This window comes from Promicromonospora sp. MEB111 (assembly GCF_030209445.1).
Taxonomy (GTDB): domain Bacteria; phylum Actinomycetota; class Actinomycetes; order Actinomycetales; family Cellulomonadaceae; genus Promicromonospora.
On record NZ_JARVSD010000013.1, the window covers coordinates 23,652 to 49,497 of the forward strand.

At 73.1% G+C, this 25,846-nt stretch carries 28 protein-coding genes; 7 read left to right on the forward strand and 21 right to left on the reverse strand.

All coding sequences use genetic code 11. The annotated features are described in order from the left end of the window. Positions 1–17: 17 nt before the first annotated feature. Together ggt and QRN56_RS16120 are read right to left on the reverse strand one after the other, a co-directional pair. Entirely contained in the window at positions 18–1,880 is a 1,863-nt protein-coding gene (gene ggt / locus QRN56_RS16115; RefSeq protein WP_285104898.1) for a gamma-glutamyltransferase, read from the reverse strand. A gap of 100 nt (positions 1,881–1,980) precedes the next feature. Further along, complete coding sequence (locus tag QRN56_RS16120) at positions 1,981–2,841, reverse strand: HAD family hydrolase (RefSeq protein ID WP_285104900.1); 861 nt, start codon at positions 2,839–2,841, stop codon at positions 1,981–1,983. Positions 2,842–2,910: 69 nt separating this feature from the next. Here QRN56_RS16120 and QRN56_RS16125 point away from each other — a divergent pair, with 69 nt between their 5' ends. After that, entirely contained in the window at positions 2,911–3,321 is a 411-nt protein-coding gene (locus QRN56_RS16125) for a hypothetical protein (RefSeq protein ID WP_285104902.1), read from the forward strand. Positions 3,322–3,344: 23 nt separating this feature from the next. Here the strand turns inward: QRN56_RS16125 and QRN56_RS16130 are convergent, their stop codons facing one another. The 3 genes from QRN56_RS16130 to QRN56_RS16140 all read right to left on the reverse strand — a co-directional run bounded on the left by QRN56_RS16130 (position 3,345) and on the right by QRN56_RS16140 (position 6,771). Further along, complete coding sequence (locus QRN56_RS16130) at positions 3,345–4,295, reverse strand: DUF1177 domain-containing protein (RefSeq protein ID WP_285104903.1); 951 nt, start codon at positions 4,293–4,295, stop codon at positions 3,345–3,347. A gap of 134 nt (positions 4,296–4,429) precedes the next feature. Next, complete coding sequence (locus QRN56_RS16135; RefSeq protein WP_285104904.1) at positions 4,430–5,131, reverse strand: AroM family protein; 702 nt, start codon at positions 5,129–5,131, stop codon at positions 4,430–4,432. Continuing rightward, the gene (locus QRN56_RS16140; protein ID WP_285104906.1) at positions 5,128–6,771 is read right to left on the reverse strand and encodes an OPT/YSL family transporter; all 1,644 of its coding nucleotides are present in this window, start codon (positions 6,769–6,771) and stop codon (positions 5,128–5,130) included. Before QRN56_RS16140 ends, QRN56_RS16135 begins: the two co-directional genes overlap by 4 nt. Positions 6,772–6,947: 176 nt before the next feature. On the opposite strand from QRN56_RS16140, the gene QRN56_RS16145 reads away from it, so the two are divergent. Together QRN56_RS16145 and pepE are read left to right on the forward strand one after the other, a co-directional pair. Further along, positions 6,948–7,820: an IclR family transcriptional regulator gene (locus QRN56_RS16145; protein WP_285104907.1), complete on the forward strand. Its 873-nt coding sequence runs from the start codon at positions 6,948–6,950 to the stop codon at positions 7,818–7,820. Between the two features lie 46 nt (positions 7,821–7,866). Then, the gene (pepE, locus tag QRN56_RS16150) at positions 7,867–8,610 is read left to right on the forward strand and encodes a dipeptidase PepE (protein WP_285104908.1); all 744 of its coding nucleotides are present in this window, start codon (positions 7,867–7,869) and stop codon (positions 8,608–8,610) included. Positions 8,611–8,632: 22 nt separating this feature from the next. Here pepE and QRN56_RS16155 read toward each other — a convergent pair whose 3' ends face one another. The 5 genes from QRN56_RS16155 to QRN56_RS16175 form a co-directional block, all read right to left on the reverse strand. Then, a complete protein-coding gene (locus QRN56_RS16155; RefSeq protein ID WP_285104909.1) occupies positions 8,633–9,688 on the reverse strand; it encodes a sulfate/molybdate ABC transporter ATP-binding protein in 1,056 nt (351 codons plus the stop codon). After that, positions 9,685–10,476, reverse strand: coding sequence for an ABC transporter permease (locus QRN56_RS16160; protein WP_285104911.1), 792 nt, complete (start codon positions 10,474–10,476; stop codon positions 9,685–9,687). Before QRN56_RS16160 ends, QRN56_RS16155 begins: the two co-directional genes overlap by 4 nt. Position 10,477: 1 nt before the next feature. After that, positions 10,478–11,272 carry a molybdate ABC transporter substrate-binding protein gene (gene modA / locus QRN56_RS16165; RefSeq protein ID WP_285104912.1) on the reverse strand — a complete coding sequence of 265 codons (795 nt, stop codon included), beginning with the start codon at positions 11,270–11,272 and terminating at the stop codon, positions 10,478–10,480. Continuing rightward, positions 11,269–11,673, reverse strand: a complete 405-nt coding sequence (locus QRN56_RS16170) for a TOBE domain-containing protein (protein WP_285104914.1) — start codon at positions 11,671–11,673, stop codon at positions 11,269–11,271. The genes modA and QRN56_RS16170 overlap by 4 nt, the downstream gene beginning before the upstream one ends. A gap of 82 nt (positions 11,674–11,755) precedes the next feature. Continuing rightward, positions 11,756–12,271, reverse strand: coding sequence for a CGNR zinc finger domain-containing protein (locus QRN56_RS16175; protein ID WP_285104915.1), 516 nt, complete (start codon positions 12,269–12,271; stop codon positions 11,756–11,758). 84 nt (positions 12,272–12,355) lie between these two features. Between QRN56_RS16175 and QRN56_RS16180 the strand changes: the two genes are divergently transcribed. After that, a complete protein-coding gene (locus QRN56_RS16180; protein WP_285104917.1) occupies positions 12,356–13,225 on the forward strand; it encodes an alpha/beta fold hydrolase in 870 nt (289 codons plus the stop codon). A 30-nt stretch (positions 13,226–13,255) separates the two neighbouring features. Here QRN56_RS16180 and QRN56_RS16185 read toward each other — a convergent pair whose 3' ends face one another. Together QRN56_RS16185 and QRN56_RS16190 are read right to left on the reverse strand one after the other, a co-directional pair. After that, on the reverse strand, positions 13,256–14,101 hold the full coding sequence (locus QRN56_RS16185; RefSeq protein ID WP_285104919.1) for an MBL fold metallo-hydrolase: 846 nt from the start codon (positions 14,099–14,101) through the stop codon (positions 13,256–13,258). A gap of 178 nt (positions 14,102–14,279) precedes the next feature. Further along, entirely contained in the window at positions 14,280–15,311 is a 1,032-nt protein-coding gene (locus QRN56_RS16190) for an oxidoreductase (protein ID WP_350224578.1), read from the reverse strand. Positions 15,312–15,379: 68 nt separating this feature from the next. On the opposite strand from QRN56_RS16190, the gene QRN56_RS16195 reads away from it, so the two are divergent. Continuing rightward, positions 15,380–15,748, forward strand: coding sequence for a MerR family transcriptional regulator (locus tag QRN56_RS16195; RefSeq protein ID WP_285104920.1), 369 nt, complete (start codon positions 15,380–15,382; stop codon positions 15,746–15,748). Here QRN56_RS16195 and QRN56_RS16200 read toward each other — a convergent pair. Further along, a complete protein-coding gene (locus QRN56_RS16200) occupies positions 15,745–16,701 on the reverse strand; it encodes an FAD-dependent oxidoreductase (protein WP_285104922.1) in 957 nt (318 codons plus the stop codon). The genes QRN56_RS16195 and QRN56_RS16200 overlap by 4 nt on opposite strands. Before the next feature lie 345 nt (positions 16,702–17,046). After that, entirely contained in the window at positions 17,047–17,850 is an 804-nt protein-coding gene (locus tag QRN56_RS16205) for a maleylpyruvate isomerase family mycothiol-dependent enzyme (protein WP_285104924.1), read from the reverse strand. A 102-nt stretch (positions 17,851–17,952) separates the two neighbouring features. Between QRN56_RS16205 and QRN56_RS16210 the strand changes: the two genes are divergently transcribed. Continuing rightward, positions 17,953–18,111: a hypothetical protein gene (locus tag QRN56_RS16210; protein WP_285104926.1), complete on the forward strand. Its 159-nt coding sequence runs from the start codon at positions 17,953–17,955 to the stop codon at positions 18,109–18,111. A gap of 98 nt (positions 18,112–18,209) precedes the next feature. Here the strand turns inward: QRN56_RS16210 and QRN56_RS16215 are convergent, their stop codons facing one another. From QRN56_RS16215 to QRN56_RS16225, 3 genes are all read right to left on the reverse strand, one after another. Next, entirely contained in the window at positions 18,210–18,437 is a 228-nt protein-coding gene (locus QRN56_RS16215) for a DUF5302 domain-containing protein (RefSeq protein ID WP_350224579.1), read from the reverse strand. Positions 18,438–18,564: 127 nt separating this feature from the next. Beyond that, entirely contained in the window at positions 18,565–19,047 is a 483-nt protein-coding gene (nrdR, locus tag QRN56_RS16220) for a transcriptional regulator NrdR (RefSeq protein WP_285104929.1), read from the reverse strand. A gap of 162 nt (positions 19,048–19,209) precedes the next feature. Continuing rightward, on the reverse strand, positions 19,210–19,704 hold the full coding sequence (locus QRN56_RS16225; RefSeq protein ID WP_285104930.1) for a LysM peptidoglycan-binding domain-containing protein: 495 nt from the start codon (positions 19,702–19,704) through the stop codon (positions 19,210–19,212). A 191-nt stretch (positions 19,705–19,895) separates the two neighbouring features. Between QRN56_RS16225 and lexA the strand changes: the two genes are divergently transcribed. Further along, positions 19,896–20,711 (forward strand): transcriptional repressor LexA, encoded by an 816-nt coding sequence (lexA, locus tag QRN56_RS16230; protein ID WP_376770121.1) that lies wholly within the window; start codon positions 19,896–19,898, stop codon positions 20,709–20,711. 86 nt (positions 20,712–20,797) lie between these two features. On the opposite strand, the gene QRN56_RS16235 is transcribed toward lexA, so the two are convergent. The 4 genes from QRN56_RS16235 to QRN56_RS16250 form a co-directional block, all read right to left on the reverse strand. Continuing rightward, entirely contained in the window at positions 20,798–21,787 is a 990-nt protein-coding gene (locus QRN56_RS16235; RefSeq protein ID WP_285104931.1) for an L-lactate dehydrogenase, read from the reverse strand. A gap of 9 nt (positions 21,788–21,796) precedes the next feature. Continuing rightward, positions 21,797–23,875, reverse strand: coding sequence for an ATP-dependent DNA helicase (locus QRN56_RS16240; RefSeq protein ID WP_285104932.1), 2,079 nt, complete (start codon positions 23,873–23,875; stop codon positions 21,797–21,799). 80 nt (positions 23,876–23,955) lie between these two features. Beyond that, on the reverse strand, positions 23,956–24,870 hold the full coding sequence (locus tag QRN56_RS16245; protein ID WP_285104933.1) for a carbohydrate ABC transporter permease: 915 nt from the start codon (positions 24,868–24,870) through the stop codon (positions 23,956–23,958). 1 nt (position 24,871) lies between these two features. Then, complete coding sequence (locus QRN56_RS16250) at positions 24,872–25,843, reverse strand: carbohydrate ABC transporter permease (RefSeq protein ID WP_285104934.1); 972 nt, start codon at positions 25,841–25,843, stop codon at positions 24,872–24,874. Between the last annotated feature and the right edge of the window lie 3 nt (positions 25,844–25,846).

Here is a 25,846-nt window from a genome sequence, read left to right on the forward strand (position 1 = left end):
CGCACCCCCCGCTCACGTCACTGCCCGGCGGGCCGCACCACGCGGGCCGAGCCGCCGCCGAGCCGCACCGGCTCCGCCACGGCGGTCAGCAGCCCGTCCGGGCCGATCTCGATGGCGGTCGCCGCCCCGATGGCGTTCGCGGTCGGCACGAGCGTGTGCCCGTACGCGGTCAGGGCGGTGCCGTAGGCGTCGACGAACGCCTGCTCGGCCGTCGTCCGCGTGCCGTTCTGCGGCGCCGCCCGCGGCGCGGCGATCGCCTCCTGGACGGTCATGCCGAGATCGATCCGGTTGACCAGCATCTGGGAGACCGCCGAGATGATGTTCGACCCGCCCGGCGACCCCAGTGCGAGCACGGGGCTCCCGTCCTGCAGCACGATCGTGGGCGCCATGGACGAGCGCGGGCGCTTGCCGGCCTCGATCCGGTTCGGGTCGTCGGCGTCGTACTCGATGCTGAAGTCGGTGAGCTCGTTGTTCAGCAGGAACCCGCGCCCGGGCACCACGACACCCGACCCGCCGATCTGCTCGATCGTCAGGGTGTACTCGACCACGTCGCCCCACTTGTCCACGGCCGTCAGGTTCGTGGTCGACGTGCTCTCGGTGTCCTCGGGCACGGTGCCGGGCGAGGCCGTCCCGTCGCACACGCCGTCGTACGAGCGGGCATCACCCGGGGCGGCCGGCTTGGGCGCCGCGGCCCGGGGGTCGAGCAGGCAGGCGCGCTCCCGCGCGTACGTGTCGTCGAGCAGCCCGGCGACCGGCACGTCGACGAAGTCGCCGTCGCCCAGGTACGCGGCCCGGTCGGCGAACGCCAGCGCGCTCGCCTCGAAGAAGTGGTGCCGTACGGCGGCGTCGTCCAGTGGCGCCAGGTCGAACTGCTCCAGGATGTTCAGCGCCTCGCCCACGGTGGTCCCGCCCGATGCCGGCGGCGCCATCCCGTAGACGTCGTACCCGCGGTAGGAGAAGACGGTCGGGTCACGGTCCACGACCTCGTAGGCCGCGAGGTCCTCCGCCGTCATCGAGCCGGCGGGCACCGGGAGGTCGGTGCCCTCGGCGACCGGCGGGGCCTGCACGGCGCCGGCGATCTCCTGCGCGAGCGCCCCCTCGTAGAACGCGTCGACGCCCCCGGCGGCGATCGTCCGGTAGGTCGCGGCGAGGTCCGGGTTGCGGAACACCGAGCCCACGGCCGGCGCCGCGCCGCCCGGCAGGAACAGGTCGCTCGTGGAGGTGATCGCCTCGAACCGCTCCTGGTTGGCCACGGTCTGGTCGTGGAACAGCTTGTCCACGACGAAGCCCCGCTCCGCGACCGCCGTCGCCGGACGCAGCGCCTGGGCCAGCGTCGTGGTGCCCCACCGCTCCAGCGCACGGTCCCAGGTGGCGGGCGTCCCGGGGACGCCGACGCTGACGCCGCCGGTGACCAGGTCCGGGTAGAACGGGTACGGCTCCCCCGTGGCCGGGTCCACGAAGACGTCGGGCCCGACGCCGGCCGGCGCCGTCTCGCGCCCGTCGATGGTCTCGACCCTGCCGGTGCCGGCGTCGTAGTGCACAAAGAATCCACCGCCGCCGATCCCCGCGCTGTACGGGTCGGTCACGCCGATCGCCGCGGCCATCGCGACCGCGGCGTCGGTGGCGTTGCCGCCCTGGCGCAGCACCTTCAGGCCCACCTCGGAGACGACCGGGTCCAGCGAGCTGACCGCGCCGCCGTAGCCGACCGACGTCGGCACGCGGGGTGGTTCCTGCTGCCCGCCCGCGGCTGCGGGCCCCGCCGGGCCCGCGAGCCCGGCAGGGTCCGCGGCACCGGCCGGGCTCGCGGCGAGCGCCCCGGACAGCGCGAGGGCGAGCGCCCCCGTGACCGCTGAGGAACGAACGACGAGTCTCTTGCGCATAGGGATACGTCCTCCTGAGGAATCCACGTGGCCCGCGACGGGATGGCACAACTCAGACGCACGAACCATCCACAACGGTGCATACCGGAAGGACCATATTTCACCTCAGGGTGCTCAGGACCGCCACCACGCCGTGCTCCTCGATCGGTCCGGTGACCTCGTCCGCGGCATCGATGACGGCGGCCGGCGCGTGCCCCATCGCCACGCCGCGCGCGGCCCAGGTGATCATCTCCAGGTCGTTGACCCCGTCCCCCACCGCGAGGGTCGAGGCCGGATCCACCCCGACCCGCTCGCGGATGCGTTCCAGCGCCGTCGCCTTGCTCAGGGACCGCGGCGTGACGTCGACCCAGTCGGGTCCGGCGGGGGTCGCCGTGACCCCCAGCTCGCGCAGCGGCTCCAGCAGGGTCAGCACACCGTCCCCGCGCAGGATCACGCGGGCGGACGGCACGTTCCACAGCTCCGTGTCCGCGACCCGGCGCTGCTCGCCGTTGACCAGGCCGCGCTCGAAGACGCGGTTGACCCGGTACCCCCAGCCCACCTCCTCCACCCCGACCTGCACCGCGGGCAGGGCGGCGCGCGCGAGGCGGACCACCGGCCCGACGTCGAACGAGTGCATCGTCTCGATCCGGTAGCCGCTGGGCAGGGTGGTGTCGACACGCGCGACCACCGCCCCGTTGGACGCGACGGCCCAGCCCTGGTCGATGCCGAGCTGGCCCGCGACGGGGAGGACCCCCACCAGCGACCGGCCCGAGGCGAGGACCACGTGGTGGCCCGACCTCCGCACCTCCCGGACGGCCCCGACCGTCACGGCCGGGACGATCCCGTCGGGCCCCAGGAGCGTTCCGTCGATGTCGAGAGCGACCAGGGTGCGGGTCACGGTGCTCTCGTGGGGAGCGGCCACAGGGGCCGTCCGCAGGTCGGTGATGGAGGACGACGTCACGGTGCCGGTCGGGTGTGTCATGTACCTCAGACGCGCGCCGCGCCGGGATGTCACAGCACTTCTGTGACCAGTTGTTGGCAGAGTGAAGAGATGACGACACGGAGACCTTCTCTCGCCCTCACCACGCTCGCCCTCGTCGTGCTGACCGTCGCGGCCTGGTGGATCTTCCTGGGCCGGGACACCGTCCGGGACGTCGACCCCGCGACGGGGGCCGTCACCGGACCGTACGAGGCCCCCCAGGTGGTCGCCTGCGCGCTCGTGCTCGTCGCACTGGTGGTGGTCGGCGCGCTGACCGTACCCGCGTGGGTCGCGGTGCTCGCGGTGGCCCTGCCGTTCACGGTCGCGTGGACGGTGCAGGCGGCGTCGGACGACGACTCCGGGCTCTGGGCCGTCGGCGCGCTGCTGGTGCTGGTGGGCACCCTCGCCGGCGGCGCGGTCGTCGCCGCCGTCACGCGGGCCGTGCCACGCGGCCGGGCGTCCCGGGGCGCGACCGCGCCCTAGGCCGGTCGCGCGCCGCGCCTGCGTCAGACGACGGCCGCGGCGCCCACCGTCCGCAGCCCGGCCATGCTCCCGTACAGCTCCTGCAGCCGAGCCACCTCGTCGGCGTCGGCGAACTGCGCGATCCCGCGCCCGAAGTCCTTGGCGGTCTCGATCGCGAAGCGGACGGCGGTCTCGACGTCGTGCAGGTCGGTGGCGCCCGTGGCGGAGCCCGCCACGGCCGTCTCGGTGACGATCGCCAGGCCGACGACCGGCACCGCGGTGGCCGTGGCGGGCTGCACGATCGAGTTCACGTGGAACAGGCCGTTCCCGTAGGGCGTGATGTCCTGCATCGTGATCGGCATGACAGCCGGTGCACGGCCGGTGGTGCGGCTCGCGACGTCGAGCAGCGTCTCGGAGACCCGCACGATCCAGCCGTCGACGATCGTGGGCGTGATCGCGATGCCCTTGTGGTTGCAGACGCGGTTGCCCTTGGTGGTGTCGATGGACAGGATCGCGTCCATCTCGTCCAGCACCTCGTGCCGGTTGCTCGTCTCCTGGTCCACGGCCGAGCTCATGAACGGCACCGGGTCGTGCGGCTGGGTGGGCGCGTCCGGGTCCACGTGCGTCGCGACGATCACGTCGCCGGGCAGGTGCTCGCCGCGGGTCCGCATCGCGGTCAGCTTGGCGGCGACGGTGAGCGCGGTCAGGGCGCCGTCGCCGTCGCTCACGAACCCGATCTGCTCAGGACGCGCGCCCAGGCCGCCGAGGCGGCCGAGCACGCCGAGCGTCGGGGCGCCGCCGCCGGCGCGCTTGCCGTCGGTCCCCGGGATCACGACGCGGACGAAGTCGGTGGTGCCACCGGGCCCGTCCACGACCTCGACCTCGATGGTGTCGGGCGCTGCCCCGAGGCTCGCGAGGTGCTCGGCCACGGCGGCGCCGCGCACGGCAGGGTCGTCGAGCAGGTCGAAGACGGCGATGAGATGGCTCCAGGACATGGGTGTGCCTCCTAGTGGGGTGGTTGGTCCGGGTGTGGGGGGTGGGTGCGCGGGGCCGGGTCAGTCCGGCACGGGCCGGCCGAGCGCCGCGCCCGCCGCGGCGAGGACCGCGTCGACCACGGGGACATCGAGCCTCATGCGCCGAGCACCTCCGCGGCCAGCCGCGCGGCGACCGACCGGGCGACCACGACGGGCAGGCCGCTCGCCTCGGCCACGACGTCGCGCATCGCGGCGGTGTAGCCGAAGCAGTCCAGCGCGATCACCTCCGCGCCGTCGTCGGCCAGCCGTACGGCGGCCGCGCGCAGCGCGGGCTCGCCCTCGGTGTACGGCGAGCTCGCCGCCACGGTGACGCGGGTACCCGCTCCCAGGACCCGGGAGAACTTGCGGACGGTGTCCTGCGCCTGCTCCGCGAGGGGCGCGACGACGCCCACCGTGCCGCCGTCGCCCGCGAACGCCGCGACGGCGTGCGCGATGATGCGGTCCGGCACGAACAGCGGCTTGCTGTGCGCGAGGGCCGGGAACGGCCCGGTGCAGGCCAGGAGCACCGCGTCGACCTCGCGCTCCAGGTCGGCGATCAGGGCGGGCAGCCGCCGCAGCACGGCGGCCTCGCCGATGACGGCGGACCCTCCGCCGGCGAGCCGGGTGGTCAGCACGTGGTCGCCGGGCTCGGGCGCGAAGGACGCGACCTGCTCCGGGGAGCATCCGTCGAGCACGCCGCGCTCGACGAGCGTGACGCCGGGCAGCAGCGGGGCGAGCTCGGGTGTCAGGTCGACGCGGGGCGTCTGCCCGATGGTGACGACGCCGAGCCGGGTCGGCCGTGCGGGGCGCGCCGTCATCGCCAGATCATCCTTCCGACCGAGTACAGGGAGTCGCCGGCGATCAGCCCCGCCCCGACCAGCGCGGTCTCGCGCTCGCCCTCCTCGCCGCGCACGCGGCGCCACACCAGGCGGGCGACGAGGGCGACGAGCACGAGCCAGCCGGCGTTCGGCGTGGCCACCAGCAGGCCGGTGGCCAGGAGCACCCCGAGCTGGCGGCTTGGTCCGCCGACGAGCTGCACGACGGCGCCGGGAACGGCCCAGACGAGCAGGTTGACGAGCACGGCGGGGTCGGTGATCCCGGCCTGGATGGTGTCCACGTAGACCTTCGCGGTGGGCGGCACCTGGCCGCTCTCGAACAGGCTGGGCCAGACCAGCGCGACGATGCCGATGGCCACGACGAAGCCGAGGATCGACGCCTTGAGCTGCTCGCGGCGGCCGTCCAGCTCGAACGCCGTGTACGGGCGGCGGTCGCGGCGCAGCAGCCAGCCCGCCTTGAAGTCGTAGCCCATGTCGGCGAACGCGGGGCCCGTCGAGGCGCAGTAACCCACCAGGAGGGCGAGCGGGACCGTCGGGAACTGCAGCACCAGGCCGAGGATCAGGAAGATCAGCGTCACGGCGAAGGCCGGGAACCAGCCGGCGTGCATGGCGGCCAGGCCCACGATGAGCTCGTGCACGATGGCGGCCACGGCCGCAAAGAGCGCGAACCCGAGGATGCCCCACCACGGCAGCTCGACCCAGACGCCACCGGCGATCGCCAGCACGACGGCGCCCAGGAGGAACATCACGAACCCGGACCCGAGCGCACTGCGCAGCGTGCGCTCGCTCACCGTCGGCACCAGCGACGGGTCGTCCTTGGCGGCCTCCTGGAGCGCGGCCTCCTTCTCCACGGCCCGTCGGGACGGCCGGCCGAAGAGCATGACGCCGATCTGGGCGAGCGCCACGAGGCCCGCGCCGATCATCACTCCGTGCGGCACGTAGAAGGCGTTGAGGTCCAGGCCGGTCAGCGCCGGCACGTACTGCGCCACCAGCAGGCCGACGGCGAACATCAGCAGCGCCCAGACGTTGCCGATCATCGCGATGCCGGCCGCGGACATCGGCAGGCCGAGGAACGACGCGCCGAACCCGACGATCCCGCCGCCCACGAGCAGGGCCGCCTGCTTGCCGCCCCGGTCCCCGGCGCGGATCGTCTCCGCTGCGGCAACGCCCGGCGGCCAGGCCGCGTCGGCGGGCAGGAACCGCGAGCCGTACGCGCGGTAGAGCACGTACACGTCGATCGCCAGGCCGAGGCTCGCGCCGAGCAGCATCGGCCACACCAGGTCGGGCCGCCCGAACAGGAACGGGATGGCCATCGGCGTCAGCAGCGAGTTGGCCGCGGCGAAGGTCGCACCCGAGATCGCCGACTGCACCAGGTTCTGGCGGTTCACGTCGCGCATCCGGTGCAGCCCGGCGAACCCGATGCGGCCGATCAGCATCGCGACGACGGCGCCGATGACGCTGGTGTTCGGGGAGACGCCGAGCGTCGTGATCATGTGGATGCCGATGACCGCGCCGACGACGCTCATCGCGAGGGTGATGATCGCCGTGCGCGGCTCGAACGCCCGCGGGTGCCGCGCCGTCGCCGCGGCCTGCGCGGGATCGCTGACGGGTGAAGCTGCCATGGGGTGAGCCCCTTCGAGGAGTGGTGCTGCGGACGGCGCGGTGGCCGCCCGGTGGAGGACGTTGCCGAGCACCGTGCGCCACGACGGCCCCCACCGACAACCAGGTCCCACTATCTGGGAGTTACATTCATATTTCGGGCCGTCGGTTACGATGCGGTCGACCGAGAGGAGCGACCGTGCCACCAGCAGAGACACCCGATCCCGCGACGTCCGGACCGACACCACCGGCGCCGGAGAGCAGCTCCCCGCTGCAGACCGTCGACCGCGCTCTCCAGGTGCTGCTCTCGTACAGCGAGACGCGCACGGAATGGGGCGTCTTCGAGCTGGCGGAGGAGTTCGGCATCACCAAGTCGACCAGCCAGCGCCTGCTCGCCGCGCTGGCGGCGCAGGGCTTCCTGGCCGCCGACCCCTACACGCGCCGCTACCGGCTCGGCCCCGCGATGTGGCGCATGGCCGCGCTCTGGGAGCGCGGCGGCGGGCTCGCCCGGCTCGCCGAGCAGGTCCTGGCGGAGCTCGCCGCGACGACCGGCCGCACGGCCTCCTTCACGATCCCGGACGGGTTCCACGTGCGCTGCATCGCCGCCGTCGACGGCGAGCACGGGCCCGTCCGCTCGCACCCCCTGGTCGGCGACCTCTACCCGGCCCACGCGGGCGCGACGTCGCGCGCCTACTTCGCGTTCCTCGACCCGCTCGCGCGGCGGAACATGCTCAGCGGGCGGCCGTTCGCCCGATACACCGAGCTCACCGAGGTGGACGAGGCCGGCCTGGACCGCCTCTTCGACGAGACCTACCGCGCCGGCTGGGCCTGGTCGGACGGCGAGTACGACTCGACGACCCGCGCCATCGCGGCGCCCGTGCTGATCGGCTCCAACCCGGTCGGATCGATCTCCGTGGTCGAGCCCAAGGTGTTCGAGTACGACGACGACCTGCGCGAGCAGGTGCCCGCGCTGCTCGACGCCGCGAAGCAGCTCGCCGGCCTGTTGCACCGCCCGCCCACCCCGGCCCAGCGCGACTGGCGGCGCGGCCGGTCGCGCACCGCGCGCCCCTGAGCCCGACGACTGCCAGAGAACCCCACCACCACGAGGTAGGACACCCATGCGACTGCTGCTCCTGTCGAACTCCACGAACCACTCCGCCGGCTACCTCGAGCACGCGCTCGACACCGTGCTGACCTTTCTCGACGGCGCCGCCCTCACGTTCGTCCCCTACGCCCTGGCGGACCACGACGCCTACACCGCGAAGGTCGCGGCGGCGCTGACGCCGCACGGCACGCGCGTGACCGGGCTGCACGAGGCCGCCGACCCGCGGGCCGAGATCGAGCGGGCCGAGGCCGTGTTCGTGGGCGGCGGCAACACGTTCCGCCTGCTCGACACCCTGCAGCGCCTCCACGTGCTGGCCCCGCTCGCGGCCCGGGTCCGCGCGGGCCTGCCCTACATGGGCGCGAGCGCGGGCACCAACATCGCCGGGCCGACCATCCGCACCACGAACGACATGCCGATCACGCAGCCTGCGTCGTTCGAGGCCCTGGGCCTCGTGCCGTTCCAGCTCAACCCGCACTTCCTCGACGCCGACCCGGGCAGCACGCACCGCGGCGAGACCCGCGAGCAGCGGCTGGCGGAGTTCCTGGAGGTCAACGACGTACCCGTGCTCGGCCTGCGGGAGGGCACCTGGCTCTCGGTCCAGGATGATGCCGCCCGCATCGGCGGGACCGCCGTCGGCGCCGCGGCGCCGGGCCCCGCCGTGGTGTTCACGCGCGGCGCCGCACCCCGCGAGGTGAGCGGGGACGTGAGCGAGCTGCTCGGCACCACGCCCCGGTTCGACGCGCCCACGGCGGCCTGACCGCGGCGCGGGCCGGCGGCCGTCAGGTGGCGTAGACCGCGATCTCGGTCGCCTTGACCACGAAGTAGGCCGCTGACCCCGGGGCGAGGTCGAGCTCGGCGGCCGCCTGGGGCGTGACGTCGGCGCTGAGCTCCTCGGTGCGCACCCGGATCTGGCCGCCCTGCGGCTCCAGGTGGGTGATCGTCACCCGGAGCGCGTTGCGCGGGCTGCCGCCGGGATCGTCGAGGAACACGGACACGGCGCGGGGCGGGAACACCGCCACCGCGGGGTCGCCCGTACGGGGCACGGGACCGTCGGGCCGCCCCTCGATCCGGAGGCCGGCCGGGGTCAGCACGGCGCCGTCCCGCCAGGTCCCGGTGATCATGTTCAGCCCGGCGATCTGCGCGGTGAACCGGCTGCGGGGCTGGGCGAGCACCTGGGCGGTCTCCCCCTGGTCGACGATCCTGCCGTCCTCGATGACGGCGACCTCGTCGGCGAGCAGCAGGGCGTCCAGGGCGTCGTGGGTGACCAGCAGGACGGTGCGGTCGGCCAGCACCCGGCGCAGGGTCTGGCGCAGGGCCGGGGTCACGGCGACGTCGAGGGCGGCCATCGGCTCGTCCAGCAGCAGCAGCCGCGGGTCGGCGGCCAGGGCCCGGGCCACGGCCGCGCGCTGCGCCTGCCCGCCGGACACCTGGGCGGGGCGCCGGTCGGCCAGCTCGGCGATGCCGACCTCGCCCAGCCAGCGGCGGGCGACCGTCCGGGACCCGGCCCGGCCCGCGCCGCGGCTGCGCGGTCCGAACGCGACGTTGTCCAGCAGGCTCAGGTGCGGGAAGAGCAGGGGCTCCTGCGCGAGCAGCGAGACCTGCCGGTCGTACGGGGCGACCAGGACGTCCCGCTCGTCGTGACCGGTGACGGTCAGGGGACGCCCGTCCAGCACGACCCGGCCGGTGTCGGGGCGCAGCAGCCCGGCGGCCACGGCCAGGGCGGTGGACTTCCCGGCGCCGTTCGGGCCCAGCAGCGCGAGGGTCCGGCCGGGGGCGATGTCGAAGGTGAGGTCGACGCCCCGGTCGGCCACGGCGGCGTCGTAGTGGAACGTCACAGGCTGCTCCTGCCCTGCCGGGCGAACCCGATGACCAGGATCGCGACCACCACGAGGACCAGCGAGAGGGCCACAGCCGCCTGGGCGTCGGTCTCCCGGCGCAGGTAGATCTCCAGCGGGAGGGTGCGGGTGACGCCCTGCAGGCTGCCGGCGAAGGTGATGGTGGCCCCGAACTCGCCCAGCGACCGGGCGAACGCCAGCACGGCGCCCGAGACCAGGCCGGGCAGCACGAGCGGCAGCGTGACGCGCCGGAACACGGTGGTCGGACGGGCGCCCAGCGTCGCGGCCACGACCTCGTACCTCTGCCCGGCGGTGCGCAGCGCACCCTCGAGGCTGACCACGAGAAAGGGTAGGGCGACGAACGTCTGCGCCAGCACGACCGCGGTGGTGGAGAACGCGACCTGGATACCGAGCACCTCGAACGTCTCGCCGAGCAGCCCGCGCCGCCCGAACGTGTACAGCAGCGCGATGCCGCCGACCACGGGCGGCAGCACCAGGGGCAGCAGCACGAGGGACCGCAGCACGCCCTGCCCGCGAAAGGTCGTGCGGGCCAGGACCAGCGCCATGGGAACGCCGAACAGAACGCACAGCAGGGTGCTGGTGCCGGAGGTGCGCAGGCTCAGCAGCAGCGCCTCGACGGAGGCCGGCGAGACGAGCAGGTCGAGGAACCGGCTCCACGGCGTGCGCAGCACGATCGCCGCCAGCGGGAGCAGCACGAAGGCCGCTCCCGCCGCGGCGGGGACGAAGATCCAGGCCGGGACGCCGACCCGGCCGGACGGGGCCGCCATGTCACGGGGCCGGCGCGAACCCAGCGTCCCGCAGGACGGTCTGCCCGCCCTCGGCCAGGACAAGGTCGACGAACTCCTGGGCCAGGTCGGCGTTCGCACTGTCGGCGACGGGCGCGATCGGGTAGACGTTCACCGCGGCGGCCGCCTCGGGGAACTCGATGCCCTCGACCTCGTCGCCCGCGCCGATCACGTCGGTCACGTACACCAGTCCGGCGTCGGCCTCACCGGTGGTGACCTTGGCGAGCACGTCGGTCACCGACTGCTCCTCGCTCACCGGGGCGAGCTCCACGCCCGCCGACTCGGTGACCTTCCGGGTGGCGGCGCCGCACGGCACCTCCGGGGCGCAGACGACGAGGTTGAGGTCACCGGCCAGGTCGTCGAGGTCCGCGACCCCGGCGGGGTTGCCCGGGGGCACCGCGATCTCCAGGGTGTTGGACGCGAACGCGACCGGCTCGGCGCCCTCCAGCCCGTCCGCGGTCAGCTTCTCCATGTTGGCCTCGTCCGCCGAGGCGAAGACGTCGGCCGGGGCACCCTCCTGGATCTGCGCCACCAGGTCCGAGGAGCCCGCGAAGCTGAACTCGACCTGCACACCCGCGTGCGCCTGCTCGAACTCCTCGCCGATCTGCTCGAACGTCGCGGTCAGCGACGCCGCCGCGTACACGGTCAGGGTCGTCTCCTCGGCAGCGGCAGCGGCACCGTCCGTCGCGCCGGTGTCACCCGACCCGCCGGACCCGCAGCCGGCCACCGCGGCGGCCAGCACCAGCGCGGCGGTCGTGATCGAGAGCGTTCGCCTCATGACTCTCCCTTGGCCGTCTCCACGATCACCGTCGTGGACTTGATGACGGCCACCGCGACCGAGCCCAGCTCCAGGCCCAGGTCGCGTACCGCCTCGCTGCTCATGAGGGACACCACGCGAAACGGCCCGCACTGGAGCTCGACCTGGGCCATCACCGCATCCGTCCGGATGTCGGTGACCAGGCCCACGAACCGGTTGCGCGCCGAGCTCGCGGTCCCGCCGGGCGGGCCGGGCAGGGTGGCCTGCTGGCGCGCGACCAGGGCCACCTCGTACCCGTCCACGACCTTGCGGCCCGACTCGTCGTTGGTCGCGGTCAGCAGGCCCTTGTCGACCCACCGGCGCACGGTGTCGTCGCTCACCCCCAGGTAGGTGGCGGCATCCCGGATCCTCATGTGCGGCACGCGGTCGATCCTAGTGCCGAGAAGTCGGACGCGGGAACACCCTCCGGTCACGATCTGCGGAGGACAGCCGGGCCTGCCAACCCTACTGCTCGGCGACGCGCGTGCGCTGGTAGTGGCGCCGAGCCTTGAACCGGTTGCCACAGAGGGCCATCGAGCACCAGCGAGCGGTGTTCGCGTTGCTGCGGTCGAGCAGGAAACGGCGGCACTCGGGATTCGCGCACGGCCGCAGCCGGCCCGGGTCGCGCTCTCCGATCGCCACCCAGGCGAGCAGCGCGCGTGCCGCGAGCCGCTCCTCCGCGGACGCCTGCAGCTCCCAGCGGACCGCGCCGTCGCGCACCCGGGGACGCAGCACGATCCGCTCGACGTCCTCCGCCAGCGCCTGCGGGCCGGAGCCGTCACGGACGGCGCGCTCGACCACGTCCCGGACGCGCCGGAGCGCCACGGTCTCCTCGGCGGACCCGGCCCCGTCGCGCGCCGTGGCCCAGCTCATCGCGGCCCGCGGGTCCGCGAGCTCGTCGACCCGCTCGCCGTCGACCACGGGTGTCGTGTTCAGCAGGTCCAGCAGCAGGTTCTCGTCGTCCCGGGTGACCAGGTCCATCCCTAACCTCCTTAGTCAGTGTTGACAGGTTAGCACCCGCGATGCTGTCATAACCAGACAACACCGACTGAGAGGGTTAGCACCATGGCGGCCATCCACCACCGGTTCACCGACGTCGACGGTCACCGGATCTTCTACCGCGAGGCCGGACCGGCGGACGCACCCACGGTCGTCCTGCTGCACGGGTACCCGACGAGCTCGCACATGTTCCGCGCCCTGATCCCCCGGCTCGCCGAGGACTACCACGTCGTGGCGCCCGACCACCTCGGCTTCGGACTGTCGGACGCACCTGGCGTCGACGAGTTCGACTACACGTTCGACGCGCTCGCGCGGATCACGGCCGGGCTGCTGTCGAACCTGGGTGTCACCCGGTACGCGATCTACGTCCAGGACTACGGCGCGCCGATCGGCTGGCGTCTCGCACTGGCCGACCCGACCGCGATCACGGCGATCATCAGCCAGAACGGCAACGCCTACGAGGAGGGGTTCGTCGAGAGCTTCTGGACGGACGTGTGGGCGTGGGGGCAGGAGCAGAACGAGCGGACGGAGCCCGGCGTGCGCTTCGCGCTCAGCCGGGAGGCGATCCGGTGGCAGTACCTGCACGGCGTGCCCGACCCCACGCTGGTGGATCCCGGCACCTGGGAGCACGACCTCGCGCTGGTGTCCCGCCCGGGCAACGACCTGGTCCAGCTCCAGCTCTTCCGCGACTACACCACGAACCGGCCGCTGTACCCCGAGGTGCAGAAGTACTTCCGCGACTCCCAGGTCCCGCTGCTGGCCGTGTGGGGACGGAACGACGAGATCTTCGGCCCCGCCGGCGCCCGGGCCTTCGCCAGGGACCTGCCCGGCGCACGGATCGCCCTGCTGGACGGCGGGCACTTCCTGCTCGAGTCCGCCCTCGACGAGACCTCCGCCCTGATCCGCGAGTTCCTCGGGACGGCTCTGGCCCGGTAACGCCCGGCCGGCCGGGGTCGGGCGAGCGGCTCACGCCATGGCCGCTCGCGCGCTGCTCCACAGGGCGCCGGGATTCGCACGGCGCGGATGGAGCGAGAGCATGCGGTCGTACACATCCTCCGGGGTGCGGGACACCTCGACGACGGCGTCGAAGGCGCGCAGGTACTCCGCGGTCTGCGCCAGGACCGCCGGACGGTCCGGTGCGTCCGGCTTCTTGTGGCCCGCGACGACTGCCACCGGATCGAGCCCGGCCAGTCGTTCCGCGGCCCGGGCCCACTGCTCGCGCGTGGCGGCGGTGGTCTCGGCGGTGTGCAGGTGCGTGTCGTTGTAGGCCACGTCCCCGGCCACGACGAGGCGGAGGTCGGGCACCCACAGCGCGGTCGTGTCCCGGGTGTCCGTGAAGCCCGTCTCGACGACCTCCAGCCGGTGCCCCTCGAGCGTGAGGTGGTCGCCGTCGAGAGCAGTCGGGTAGGCGATCTGCGGGATCTGGCCCGGGAAGAGCCTCCCCCAGGCTCCGTCGCGCGCCTCCGCCCGGCCTCGGCCGAGCGCCTCCCTGGCCGTCCCCGCGGAGGCGACCGCCCGGGCGCCCGGGAAGGCGTCCAGGAGCTGCCGGAGCCCGAAGAAGTGGTCACCGTGCCCGTGGGTGACGAAGACATGGGTCAGGTCACGGCCGAAGGACCTGACCCACTCGACCAGCTCGGCGTTCTGGTCGACGGAGAGATACGTGTCGACCAGGACGGCGTCGTGGTCGCCGAGGATCAGCGTGGCGGAGTTCGCGACCCACCGGAGGTCCTCGGGACCGTGCGGCAGGTCCCGCGTGAGCCCCGGCCGCGTCGCGGTGCGCACGGCGTAGTCGAGGCCGGTTCCACCTGACATCCCGGTTCCCTCCGTCGGGTGCGGACGACCGATACCCCCAGCATCGGCGCACGGGTCCGACGGCGCATCCCCGCCGCCTTCCCACCCGAGGTGGGCCGGGCGAGAGCGCCCGATCCCACGGGCGGTGCGGTCCAGCCGGCCGCACCGCCCCGTGGCTCAGGTCGCCGGGGTTCGCCGGTCAGACGTCCGGCCACCGGATGCCGGTGATCTCCTCGGAGCGCTCCCAGAGCCGCTGCCCGAGGGCAGGGTCCTGTGCGTCGGGCGAGAGCGTCGCACGATGCGGGTATCCGGAGCGTCCGCCCCTGCCGTCCGGGCCGACGTAGGCGCCGGCCTCCAGACCGGTCTCGGTCGCGGCGAAGAGCTGCGGGAGCGCCCCCATCTCCGCGCCCTGCCCGAAGAGGTTGCCGGACAGACGCATGGCCACACCCGCCGGCCCGCTTCCCTTCCGCTGCATGGGCGTGTTGCTGTACCCCGGGTGGGCGAGAACGCTCGTGATCGGCCGCGGCGACGTGCGCTCGCGTCGAGCAAGTTCTACTCCGAAGACGGCATTGGCCAGCTTGGATGCCGAGTAGGCGGCGAGCGGCGTGTAGGGCCGACGCACCCAGGCGAGGTCGTCCAGGTCGAGCGTGCCCCGCTCGTGCATGTACGAGGTCACGGTGACGACCCTGGGCGCGGACGCGCGCCGCAACGCCGGCTCCAGCAGCGCCGTCAGTGCGAAGTGGCCGAAGTGGTTGGCCATCAGGTGCGTCTCCGAGCCCTGCGGCGTGACGGCGTGCCCGGCCGACGCGATCCCTGCGTTGTTGATGAGGATGTCGACGGCGGCCTCCTCGGCGATCCGGTCGGCGGCCCGTCGGATCGAGCCCAGGTCCAGGAGATCGACCTGGCGCACCTCGACCTGCGCGCCGGGATGCGCGTGACGCAACGACGACGCGACCGCCTCTCCACGCGCGACGTCGCGCACCGCCAGCAGCACCCGGCCTCCGCGCGCGGCCAGCTCCTGCGCCGTGACCAGACCCAGTCCGCTGGTGGCCCCGGTGACCACGAACGTCCGCCCTTCCTGGCTCGGCATCCGGTCAGCCGTCCAGCCGGGTACTTCCGACCTGCTGCATCTCGTCATAGGACTCATGACGTCGTCATCCTCATCGTCGTCGTGACATGCGGCCGGGATCGACCGACCGCTCAGGAACTGGAAAACCGTAAACATTCTCATTAATGTCAGGGTCAAGCAGCAGGGGGCGGCACGATCGTCCAGGTCATGACAGAACAGGCGAGGTGCTGGTGAAGATCGGAGAACTGGCTGCCCGGACAGGGGTGACCCCACGGCTGCTGCGCTACTACGAGCAGGTCGGCATCCTGCACCCGTTCAGGTCGAGCAACGGGTACAGGACGTACGGGGAACCCGCCGTCGAACGCGTGCTGCAGATCCGCGAGCTCCTGGAAGCCGGGTTCACGACCGAGATGATCCGGGAGGTCCTGCCGTGCCTGGCGGACTCGGATCACCGGGCCCTCGGCGACTGCCCGGTCGTCGCGGACCTGGACGGACTCCGGCACCAGCTGGGCAGCATCGAACGGCGCATCGACACGCTGCAGCGCAACCGCCAGGCGATCAAGGCCTACCTGCGCGCGTGGGAAGACGCCGGCGCCTAGCCCCGGAGGAGATCTCCGAGGAGGGTCGCGACCCGCTCGGCGGTGCCCCACGACAGCGTCACGCCGGCCCCGCCGTGGCCGTACGCGGCCACCACGGGAACCGCGTGGCCCGGCACGGCCTCGATGCGGAGCGTCGGCCGCGCGGGCCGGAGCCCGGCGGCGTGCCCGAGGACCGGCAGCCCTGCGAGCTCGGGGACCAGCCGCGTCGCCCGGGCGAGCATCGCGGCCGCCACGTCGGCGTGGACGGTGGCGTCGGACGAGCCCTCGACGGCGACCCCGCCGACCACGACGTCGGCGTTCCGGGGAAAGACGTACGTGAGCCCGTCCGGGTTGTCGTCGTCGGTGATCCAGTCGGTGAGGCCCGGGTTCGCCAGCCGCACGACCTGCCCGCGCACCGGGACCACGGAGCTGTCGTCACCCAGGAGCTCGCCGGAGCGGAGCCCGGCGGCGACCACCACCGCGTCGGCGGAACCGGTCAGCTCCGCGACGGCGGTGACCGTCCGGCGCTCGAACGCGACCCCGAGACTCTCGAGCCGCCGCACGAGCCAGGGCAGGTACTCCGGGACCGTGATGAACGGGACGGCGACCCGGACACCGGACAGGACCCCCGGAGGGAGCAGGTCCGGCGGCACCGCGGCCGCGTCGGGGAACAGGCGCGCCCAGGAACGGTCCGGGTCCGCCGTCCGCTCCAGGACGGTTCCCGGGCGCCGCGCCACCCCGGCCTCCGGCACGGGGAGCAGCTCCTCGAACCTGGCGAGGGAGCGTTCGAGCAGCAGGTCCGCGGCAGCAGACTGCTCGCTCCGGTACGGGAACCACAGCGCGGCGGACACCGCGGAGACGGTGTCGGCCGTGTCCGCGTCGGCCACGACCCGCACCTGGTGACCCGCCCGCGCGAGCTCGTGCGCGGCCGAGAGCCCGACGACTCCCGCGCCGACGACGATCACCTGAGGCATTCCGGTCTCCTTCTCTTCCCGCGAGCCTTCCCCGCAGGACGACGAGGGCCGCCGACCAGGTCTGACAACCGGTCGGCGGCCTCGGTCGAGCAGACTCAGCCGGACTTGCGGGCGGAACGTCTCCTGTGGCGGAGGAGTTCGCTTCGCGGACCCGCGCAGCACGGTCTGTTGTTGTTGCTTGCTGGCCCGGCGACCTGCAGAAACCGCAATGTTCCGCGGTTCCTCGCCTGGACGAGGCAACTGTCGCATGCCCACCGATCGAGGGCAACCATGGGCACCGGCGGGCAGCGCCGGCCGCTGCGCTCATCGCTGTCGCAGCCCTGTTCGGCCGTGGGCTGCTCGTCGTCAGTCGGCGATGTGGGCGGTGTTCTCGAGCCAGTGCCGGACGAGGTCGGCGTCGCCGTCGACCCTGACGCCGGTGGTCTCGACGTCGGTGAGCGGGATCCGCCGCGTCAGGGTGAGCAGCAGCGATCCCGCGGTGCCCGTCACCGTCACGTCGGCCCGCCCGGTTCCGGCCCTCCAGGCCGCCCCGTCGGGGCGCCGCTCCACGAACCAGGCACCCGCGCCGTCGGCGGTGTCGGTGGCCAGCCACTGCAGGGTCTGCCCGGTGCCCCGGATCGCGTGGGCAGACCCGGGCCGCTGCGTCTCCCACGTGGGCGAGGTGAGCATCGCGAGGTGATGGCTGACGAGCTCGGTCGCGACGTCGGCGTCGATGTCGTCCGCCCGTCCCGCCGCGTTCGCCGCGTCGAAGCCGTGGACGACCGTCTCGTTGAGGACGTTGGACAACCAGAACCGTGCTCCGGACCGGTCGTCGCCCGCGGCGTTGAGCACCGGCACGTCCAGCGCGCCGTCCGAGAACGCGTTCGCCACCCGGTCCGCCGATCCCGACAGCCACGTCACCCACTGGCCGGGGTCGGCGGGAGCGGCGGCTGTCCCGGTGGGCAGCTGCGCGAAGTCGGTGACGCGATCCTCGATGATCTGCGCGGTCCAGTGCTGGGTCTGGCCCACGTGCTCGACCAGGTCGGCGATCGTCCACTCCGGGGTGGTCGGCACGACGGCGACAGGCCCGGCCGCGGCAGCGGACTCCCCCAGACGTCGCGTGTGCTCGATGATCGCTCGCCGGGCGTGCTCCGCCTTCAGCTCGGACACTGGACTTCCTTCCCACGGGTTCGTCGTGCAGTCCCACGACAATGACCGCGCCCGGGCACTCGCGCCACCAGATTCGTCCTGAACCGAACGTACGCTGCGCCGGTGGCAGCGGGCGCGCGCGACGGTCGGACGAACGAAGTAACCCACGGGCCACCTGAGGCCACGCTGAACGTCAAGCGCCGCTTCGACCCGGAGAACGTCTTCCGCGCGATCGCCCTGCCGGAGCCGTCGACGCCGCTCCCGACCGGGACGGATCGCTGAGCTCTTCTTCGGGCACCGGTTCCTCTCGGAACCGCACAGGCACGACGAAGGCCGCTGACCTGGTCGTTCACCAGGTCAGCGGCCTCTACCACCGAGGATCAGCCGGACTTGCGGCGGAACATCTTCTGCACGGGGCCGGTCGTCTCCGAACCGTGCACCGAGCCCGTGTTCACGTCGCCCGCGGCGGAACGGCCGCGTGCGGCGTTCTTCCGGTCCAGCGCTTCCTTGAACCGTGCCTTCGCGTCCACGCTCGGCGCGGTCGCGGCCTTGGGCGCCTCAGCGTCCTGAGCCACTGCCTCCTCGGCACCAGGCTTCTCGTCCGTCACACCGATCACCTCCTCCTGTTTCGGGGGTCCCTCGATCGGGTCCGTCGTCGGCCCCAGCCTGCCCCACCGCGCGCCGGGGTGCCAATCGCTTTTCGTACCCTCGCCGGCGAGCGGCCCGTCCGGGCCGCTACGCCTGCGCGGCGGCGCGCTCCGCCGCGCGCTCGGCGCGCTCCGCGCGCAGGGAGGTGATGGCGCTCTCGAAGTCCTCGAGCGAGTCGAACGACTGGTAGACGCTCGCGAACCGGAGGTACGCCACCTCGTCGAGCTCGCGCAGGGGGCCCAGGATCGCGAGGCCCACCTCGTACGCGTCGATCTCCGCGCTGCCGTTGCTGCGCAGGGTCTCCTCGACCCGCTGGGCCAGGATCGCCAGGTCGTCGTCGCTGACGGGTCGGCCCTGGCACGCCTTGCGCACGCCCGCGGCGACCTTGTCACGGCTGAACGGCTCGGTGGCGCCGGACCGCTTGACCACCGACAGGCTGGCCGTCTCGACGGTGGTGAACCGCCGGTTGCAGTTCGGGCACTGCCGCCTGCGCCGGATCGACAGGCCGTCGTCGGCGGTCCGTGAGTCCACCACGCGCGAGTCGGCGTGGCGACAGAACGGGCAGTGCATGCTCACTCCTGCGTGGTCGGCCACGGACCGGAGACATCCGGTCGCGCCCCGACCGTAAGCGGGCAAACCACCCCCATGCAACATCGCCGCAACATTTGACGGCGAATCGTGGCCTCCGTCCACTTCTGCGGCCCGTCCGGCCCCTTCCGCGGGGCCCTCCGGTCACTCCTTCGGGAGGAGCAGCAGCTCGCCGACCCGCACGGTGCCCGACGTCATCTCGTTGAGGTCCTGCAGCCGCGCGACCGCCTGCCGCACGTCCTCCCCGGGCCTCGCGACCTGCTCGGCGAAGCCCCAGAGCGTCTCCCCCGGCTGCACCGCGTGCACCCGGACCTCCGTGGGCTCGCCCGGCGAGCTGGCGACGGCGGTCGCTCCCCACGTCGCCATCGGCGCGACCACGAGCATCACCAGCAGCACCAGCACGACCCGGCCGCGCCGCGTGAGCCGCAGCCCCGCGAGCCCGAGCCGGTCGGCGAACGTGCGCGGCCCGCGCACCGGGTACGAGTGGCCGGCCGGACGGGGCCGGGGCGGTGCGGACGCCCGGCTCGGCGGGTACGCCGGGCGCGGCTGATACGCCCGCGCCGCGCTCGACCCGGGCACCGACGCGTACGCCGGTCCGTACGCCGGGGTGTACTGCCGCAGCGGGATCACGTCCCCCATGGCCCCTCCTCGAAAGGTGACTCGAACTCTTGTCCGTCATACACACGTTCGTCGAACGCTCGTACCATTGTGTAGCACGGGACACCGTAGAAGTCGAGACACGCTCGAACATTCGTTTGAGCCGAGCACATTTGTGATCTAGAGTGGGCAGCGCACAGGAGAACATTTGTCGGAACGGGAGGGGCACGGGCATGACGGGACGGGACGGGACCAGCGACACGAGAGCCGTCGACACGGCACTCTCGGGCGTCGCCACGCTGGACGCGCCGGGCGACGGGGCGGTCGCCGACGTGCACGCGATCTCGCCGGCGGACCGCCTCACCGAGCGGCAGCGCCTTGTGCTGGACACGATTCGGCAGTCGTTCGAGACACGCGGCTACCCGCCGTCGATGCGCGAGATCGGCGAGGCCGTCGGGCTGGCCAGCCCGTCGAGCGTCAAGCACCAGCTCCAGATGCTGGAGAAGAAGGGCTTCCTGCGCCGCGACCCGAACCGGCCGCGCGCCATGGAGCTCGTCGAGCCCCTGGCCGAGCAGGTCGAGAAGCCGACGCGCGGCGAGATCCACTGGCCCGAGCCGCGGCGTAGCGGCCAGGTGCACTGGGGCGGCTCGGTTCCGGACGACGCGAGCACGCCGCCGCCGTCGTACGTGCCGCTCGTCGGCCGCATCGCGGCCGGTGGCCCGATCCTCGCCGAGCAGGTCGTCGAGGACGTGTTCCCGCTCCCCCGTCAGCTCGTCGGTGACGGCGAGCTGTTCCTCCTCAAGGTCGCGGGCGACTCCATGGTCGACGCCGCGATCTGCGACGGGGACTGGGTCGTCGTGCGCCGCCAGAACGTGGCCGAGCAGGGCGAGATCGTCGCCGCCATGATCGACGGCGAGGCCACGGTCAAGACGTTCAAGCAGACCGACGGGCACGTGCTGCTGCTGCCGCAGAACCCGGCCTACGAGCCCATCCCGGGTGACGAGGCGCAGATCCTGGGCCGCGTCGTCGCGGTGCTGCGCAGCCTCTGACCTGAGGCACCAGGGGTCCCGACAGGCCCGGCCACCGGCTCACGGTGGCCGGGCCTGTCGCGTTGCCGGCCCAGCGGCCCGGCCCCCTAGAACCCGAAGCGCTTCTGCACCGCGCGCACACTGTCGGCCGAGGCGCGCAGCCCGGCCAGCTCGTCGTCCGACATCGGCACCCGCACGGTGTCCGTGACGCCCCGCCGGTCCACCAGGGACGGCACGGACAGGCACACGTCGCTGATGCCGTGGTAGTCGTCCAGCAGCGAGGACACGGGCATGATCCGGCGCTCGTCCTTCAGCACCGCCTCGATGATGCGGGTCGCGGCCAGGCCCACGGCGTAGTTGGTGGCGCCCTTGCCCGCGATGATCCGGTAGGCGGAGTCGACCACCTCGTGGTGCACCTCCGCGCGCACCGCGGCGTCCAGGGGCGCGGCGCCGCCGACCGGCACCCAGTCGAGCAGCGGCACGCCGCCGATCGAGGCGGAGCTCCACAGCGCGATCTCCGAGTCGCCGTGCTCCCCGGCGATGTAGGCGTGCACGTTCCCGACGGCCACCCCGCACCGTTCCGCGAGCACCACGCGGAGCCGCGACGAGTCGAGCACGGTGCCGCTGCCGAAGAGCCGCTCGCGCGCCAGGCCCGAGATCTTGAGGGCCGCGTACGTCACCACGTCCACGGGGTTGGTCACCATCAGGTAGGTCGCGTCCGGCGCCACCTCGACCAGGCCGGGCAGGATCGTGCGCATCAGCCCGATCGTCGCCTCGGCGAGGTCGACGCGGCTCTGGCCGGGCTTCTGCTTGGCGCCCGCCGTGACCACCACGACGTCGGCCCCCTCGCACACCGCCGGGTCGTCCGAGCCGATGACGTGCGCCTGGGACGTGAACATCAGCCCGTGCTGCAGGTCCAGCACCTCGGCGTCGACCTTTTGCCGGTCGATGTCGAGCAGGGCGATGGTGCGGGCCGAGCCGCGGGTCAGCGCCGCGAAGGCGAGCGTCGATCCCACGGCCCCCGCACCCACGACGGCGATCTTGGTGGTGCGGGATCCGGCGGGCTGGGCTGCGGAGACGTCCGAGGGGGCTGCCATGCCCTCAGGCTATGTGTCGAGCCTGGCGAGCGCGGCGCGGACCAGCTTCGGGTCGGTGGTCGGCCAGAACCCGGGCATCGACCGGGTGAGGAACGACGCGTACCGCGCCGTCGCGAGCCGGGGGTCGAGGACCGCCACCACGCCTCGGTCGTCCATGCTGCGCACCAGGCGGCCCGCGCCCTGCGCGAGCAGCAGCGCCGCGTGCTGCGCGGACACCGCCATGAACCCGTTGCCGCCCGCCTGCTCGACGGCGCGGGCGCGCGCCGCCTTGACCGGGTCGTCCGGGCGCGGGAACGGGATGCGGTCGATGAGCACGAGCTGGTTGGACGGCCCCGGCACGTCGACGCCCTGCCACAGGGACAGCGTGCCGAACAGGCACGTGGCCGGGTCCTCGGCGAACTCCCGCACGAGGGTGGGAAGCTGGTCGTCGCCCTGCGCCAGGATCGGGAAGTCCAGCCGCTCCCGCATCGCCTCCGCCGCCGCGTTCGCCGCGCGCCGGGACGAGAACAGCCCGAGCGTGCGGCCACCGGCGGCCGTGATGAGCTCGGCGATCTCGTCGAGCTGTGCCTCCGTGGTCGGCTCGCGGCCGGGGGCGGGCAGGTGCCGCGCGATGTAGAGGATGCCCTGGCGCGGGTAGTCGAACGGGCTGCCGGCGTCGAGGCCCTGCCACGGCGGGGCGTCCTCGCCCTTGAGCCCGAGCGTGCCGGCGACGGCGTCGAACGTGCCGCCGAGCGCCAGGGTCGCCGAGGTGAACACGCCCGTCGACTCGCCCAGCAGGTGCGTGCGGATCAGGCCGGCCACGTGCAGCGGCGCGGCGTGCAGCCGCGTCACGTTGTCGCCGAACCCGCCCCAGCCGTTGTCCGGGCGCGAGCACCACAGCACGTCCGCCGTCGTGTCCTGCGCCGCCATGCGCTCGGCCGTCTCGAAGAGCTGGAGCATGGCGCCCTGCGCCATCTTGAGCCCTGGGTCGGGCTGACCTGCGTCCTTGCCCTTGGCGCCCTTGCCGCCGGCGTCGGGCTTGAGGGTGCTCAGTACCTCGCGCGCGGCGTCGCGCACCGCGCCGACCGCCACGCGCAGCTCGTCCGGCAACCCGCTCGGGAACCGCTCGGCCGGCGCGGTGACCAGCAGGGTGCCGAGGCTCTGTGCCGCCGCGTCGAGGGTGTCGGTGTTGGTGCCCGCGTGCCGCCGGGCCAGTCGGGCCGCACTCTCCACCGACGCCATGGACAGGTCCACGGTGGCCGACGACGTCACGCGGTCGGTGAGCTCGTGCGCCTCGTCGACCACCACGACGTCGTGCTCCGGGAGCACGCCCGGGCTGCCCGTGGCCGCGATGCCGAGCATCGCGTGGTTGGTAACCACCACGTCCGCCTCGCGGGCGGCTGCCCGCGCCTTGTCCGGGAAGCACTCGGCGAGCATGGGGCACTTGCCGCCCAGGCACTCCATCGCCGTGACGGACACCTGGCGCCAGGCTCGCTCCGGCACGCCGGGCACGAGGTCGTCGCGGTCGCCCGTCTCGGTCTCGCCCGCCCACTCGTGCAGGCGCCGGACATGGTCGGCGAGCGAGGCGCCGTCGTCCCGCCTGCGGCTGCGGGCGGCACCCCCGGCCGCCTCCTCCGTCTTGGGGTGGTCCTCCCCGCCGGGCAGATCGAAGAGCGTGGTCTCGTCCTCCGGGTAGCCGCCGCCCACCTTGTGCACGCACAGGTAGTTGTGCCAGCCCTTGAGCAGCGCGACGCGCGGCTCGCGCGGCAGCCGCGGCGCCACGGCCTTCGCCACGAGCGGCAGGTCACGCGTGATGACCTGGCGCTGCAGGGCCAGCGTCGCGGTCGAGATGATGACCTTGCTCTGGGCGGCCACCGCGTGACGGACGGCGGGCACCAGGTACCCGAGCGACTTGCCCGTACCCGTGCCCGCCTGCACCAGCAGGTGCTCGCCCTCGTCGATCGCCTCGCCGACCGCGACGGCCATGCGGTGCTGGCCCTCTCTGCGCCCGCCACCGAGCTGTCCGACGGCGAGGTCGAGCAGCTCCTCCACCTCGGGAATCTCGGCGGAATCGGTGCTTGCGGCGGGTGCGTCGGGAAGGCTGGTCACACGCTCGATCCTAGGCCGGACCACCGACATCCACCCTGCCTCGTCCACAGGCCCGGGCACCCGCCGGACGCCGTCCCCAGCTACCCCTTCACGGCCCCGCCCAGACCCGCGCCGCTGAGGAACAGCCGCTGGAACGCGAGGAACAGCGCGATGGGCAGCACCGTCGAGATCGCGAGCGCCGCGAGGAACACGTCGAGCTCCAGGTAGGGCGCGATCGCGGGCAGGCGGACGGACAGCGGCTGGTTGTCCGGGTCGGGCAGCACCAGCAGCGGCCAGAGGTAGTCCTTCCAGGCGGCGATCACGGCGAAGACCGAGACGACGCCGAGGATGGGCTTGGACATCGGCAGCACGACGGACCAGAGCAGCCGGAAGGGCCCGGCGCCATCGACCCGTGCGGCCTCGAAGACCTCGCGGGGCAGGCCGTCGAAGAACCGCTTGACGAGCAGCACGTTGAACGCGCTGGCGCCCATCGGCAGCCAGACCGCCCAGAAGGTGTTGAGCAGGCTGATGTGCAGCAGCGGTACGTCGAGGATCGTGAGGTACAGCGGGACGAGCAGCACGACCGCCGGCACGAAGAGCGTCGCCAGCACCAGGCCGAAGATCAGGTTGCCGTACCGCGGACGCAGCACGGACAGCACGTAGCCGCCCGTGGTCGCGACCAGGAGCTGGAAGAACCAGGCCCCCACCGCGAGGATCAGCGTGTTGACGAAGTAGTGGTCGATCTCGGCGCGGCCCCACGCGGTGGTGAGGTTGGCCCAGTCGATGCCGTTGGGGAAGAGGCCGAGCGGCTGGCGCAGGGTGTCCTGCGTGGGGGTGACGGCGGCCTTGGCGAGCCAGAGGATCGGCCCGAGCCCGGCGAGGACCAGGGTGACCAGGAGGCCGCCCTGGAGCACGCCGAGCGAGCCGCGTACGCTCGCCCGGCGCCGGTCGTGGGACGAGACGATGCCCCGCTCGGCGACGGCGGGTCCGGCGCCCGGCCGGTTGTTTCCTGCCATGTCAGCTGCTCCAGGGTCGGGTCACGCGGAAGTAGATCGCGGACAGGACGGCGAGGACGCCGGCGAGCATGAGGCTCAGGGCGGTCGCGGCCCCGTAGTTGCCGCCGAGGCTGCTGCCGAACGCGTAGTCGTAGATCAGCATGAGGATGGTGAGGGTCGCGTTGTTGGGGCCGCCGCCGGTGAACAGGAACGGCTCCAGGAAAACCTGGGAGGTGCCGATGACCTGCAGGATCAGCGTGATGAACAGGACGCCGCGCAGCTGCGGCAGGGTCACGTGCCAGATCTTGCGCCACACGCCCGCGCCGTCCACCTCGGCCGCCTCGTAGAGCTCGGTCCGTACTCCGACCAGGGCGGCGAGATAGATGATGACGGTCCCGCCGGCCGCGGCCCAGGTGGCCTCCAGCACCAGGGACGGCATGGCGCTGGACGCGTCCTGCAACCAGGGGAACGGCCCGAGGCCCACCCAGCCGGCGATGGTGTTGAACACGCCGGTGGGCGAGGCGTCGTAGAAGAACTTCCACAGCAGCACGGCCACGACGGGCGGCACGACCACGGGCAGGTACGCGAGCGCCGAGAACAGGCCGCGCATGCGGCGCACCTCGCTCATCAGCACGGCGGCGGCCAGCGGCAGCGGGTAGCCGAACACCAGCGCGAGCACCGCGAACCACAGGGTGTTCGCCACGGCCTTGCCGAGCAACGGGTCCTGCAGCACGAACACGAAGTTGTCGAGCCCCACGAACTCGGGGGTCGAGATGAGGTTGGTCTGCTGGACGCTCATGACGAGCGCCCGGCCGATCGGGAACCAGGAGAAGACCCCGAACACGAGGATCATCGGCAGTGCGATGACCAGGGTGCTCAGGCCGCCGTCGCGCAGCCAGTCCCGGGGCGTGCGGCGGGCACGCCGGCGGGGTCCGGACGACGACGGCGGGGCTGCCGCCGTCGTCGTCCGGAGCGGGCTGGACAGTGTGGTCATCGG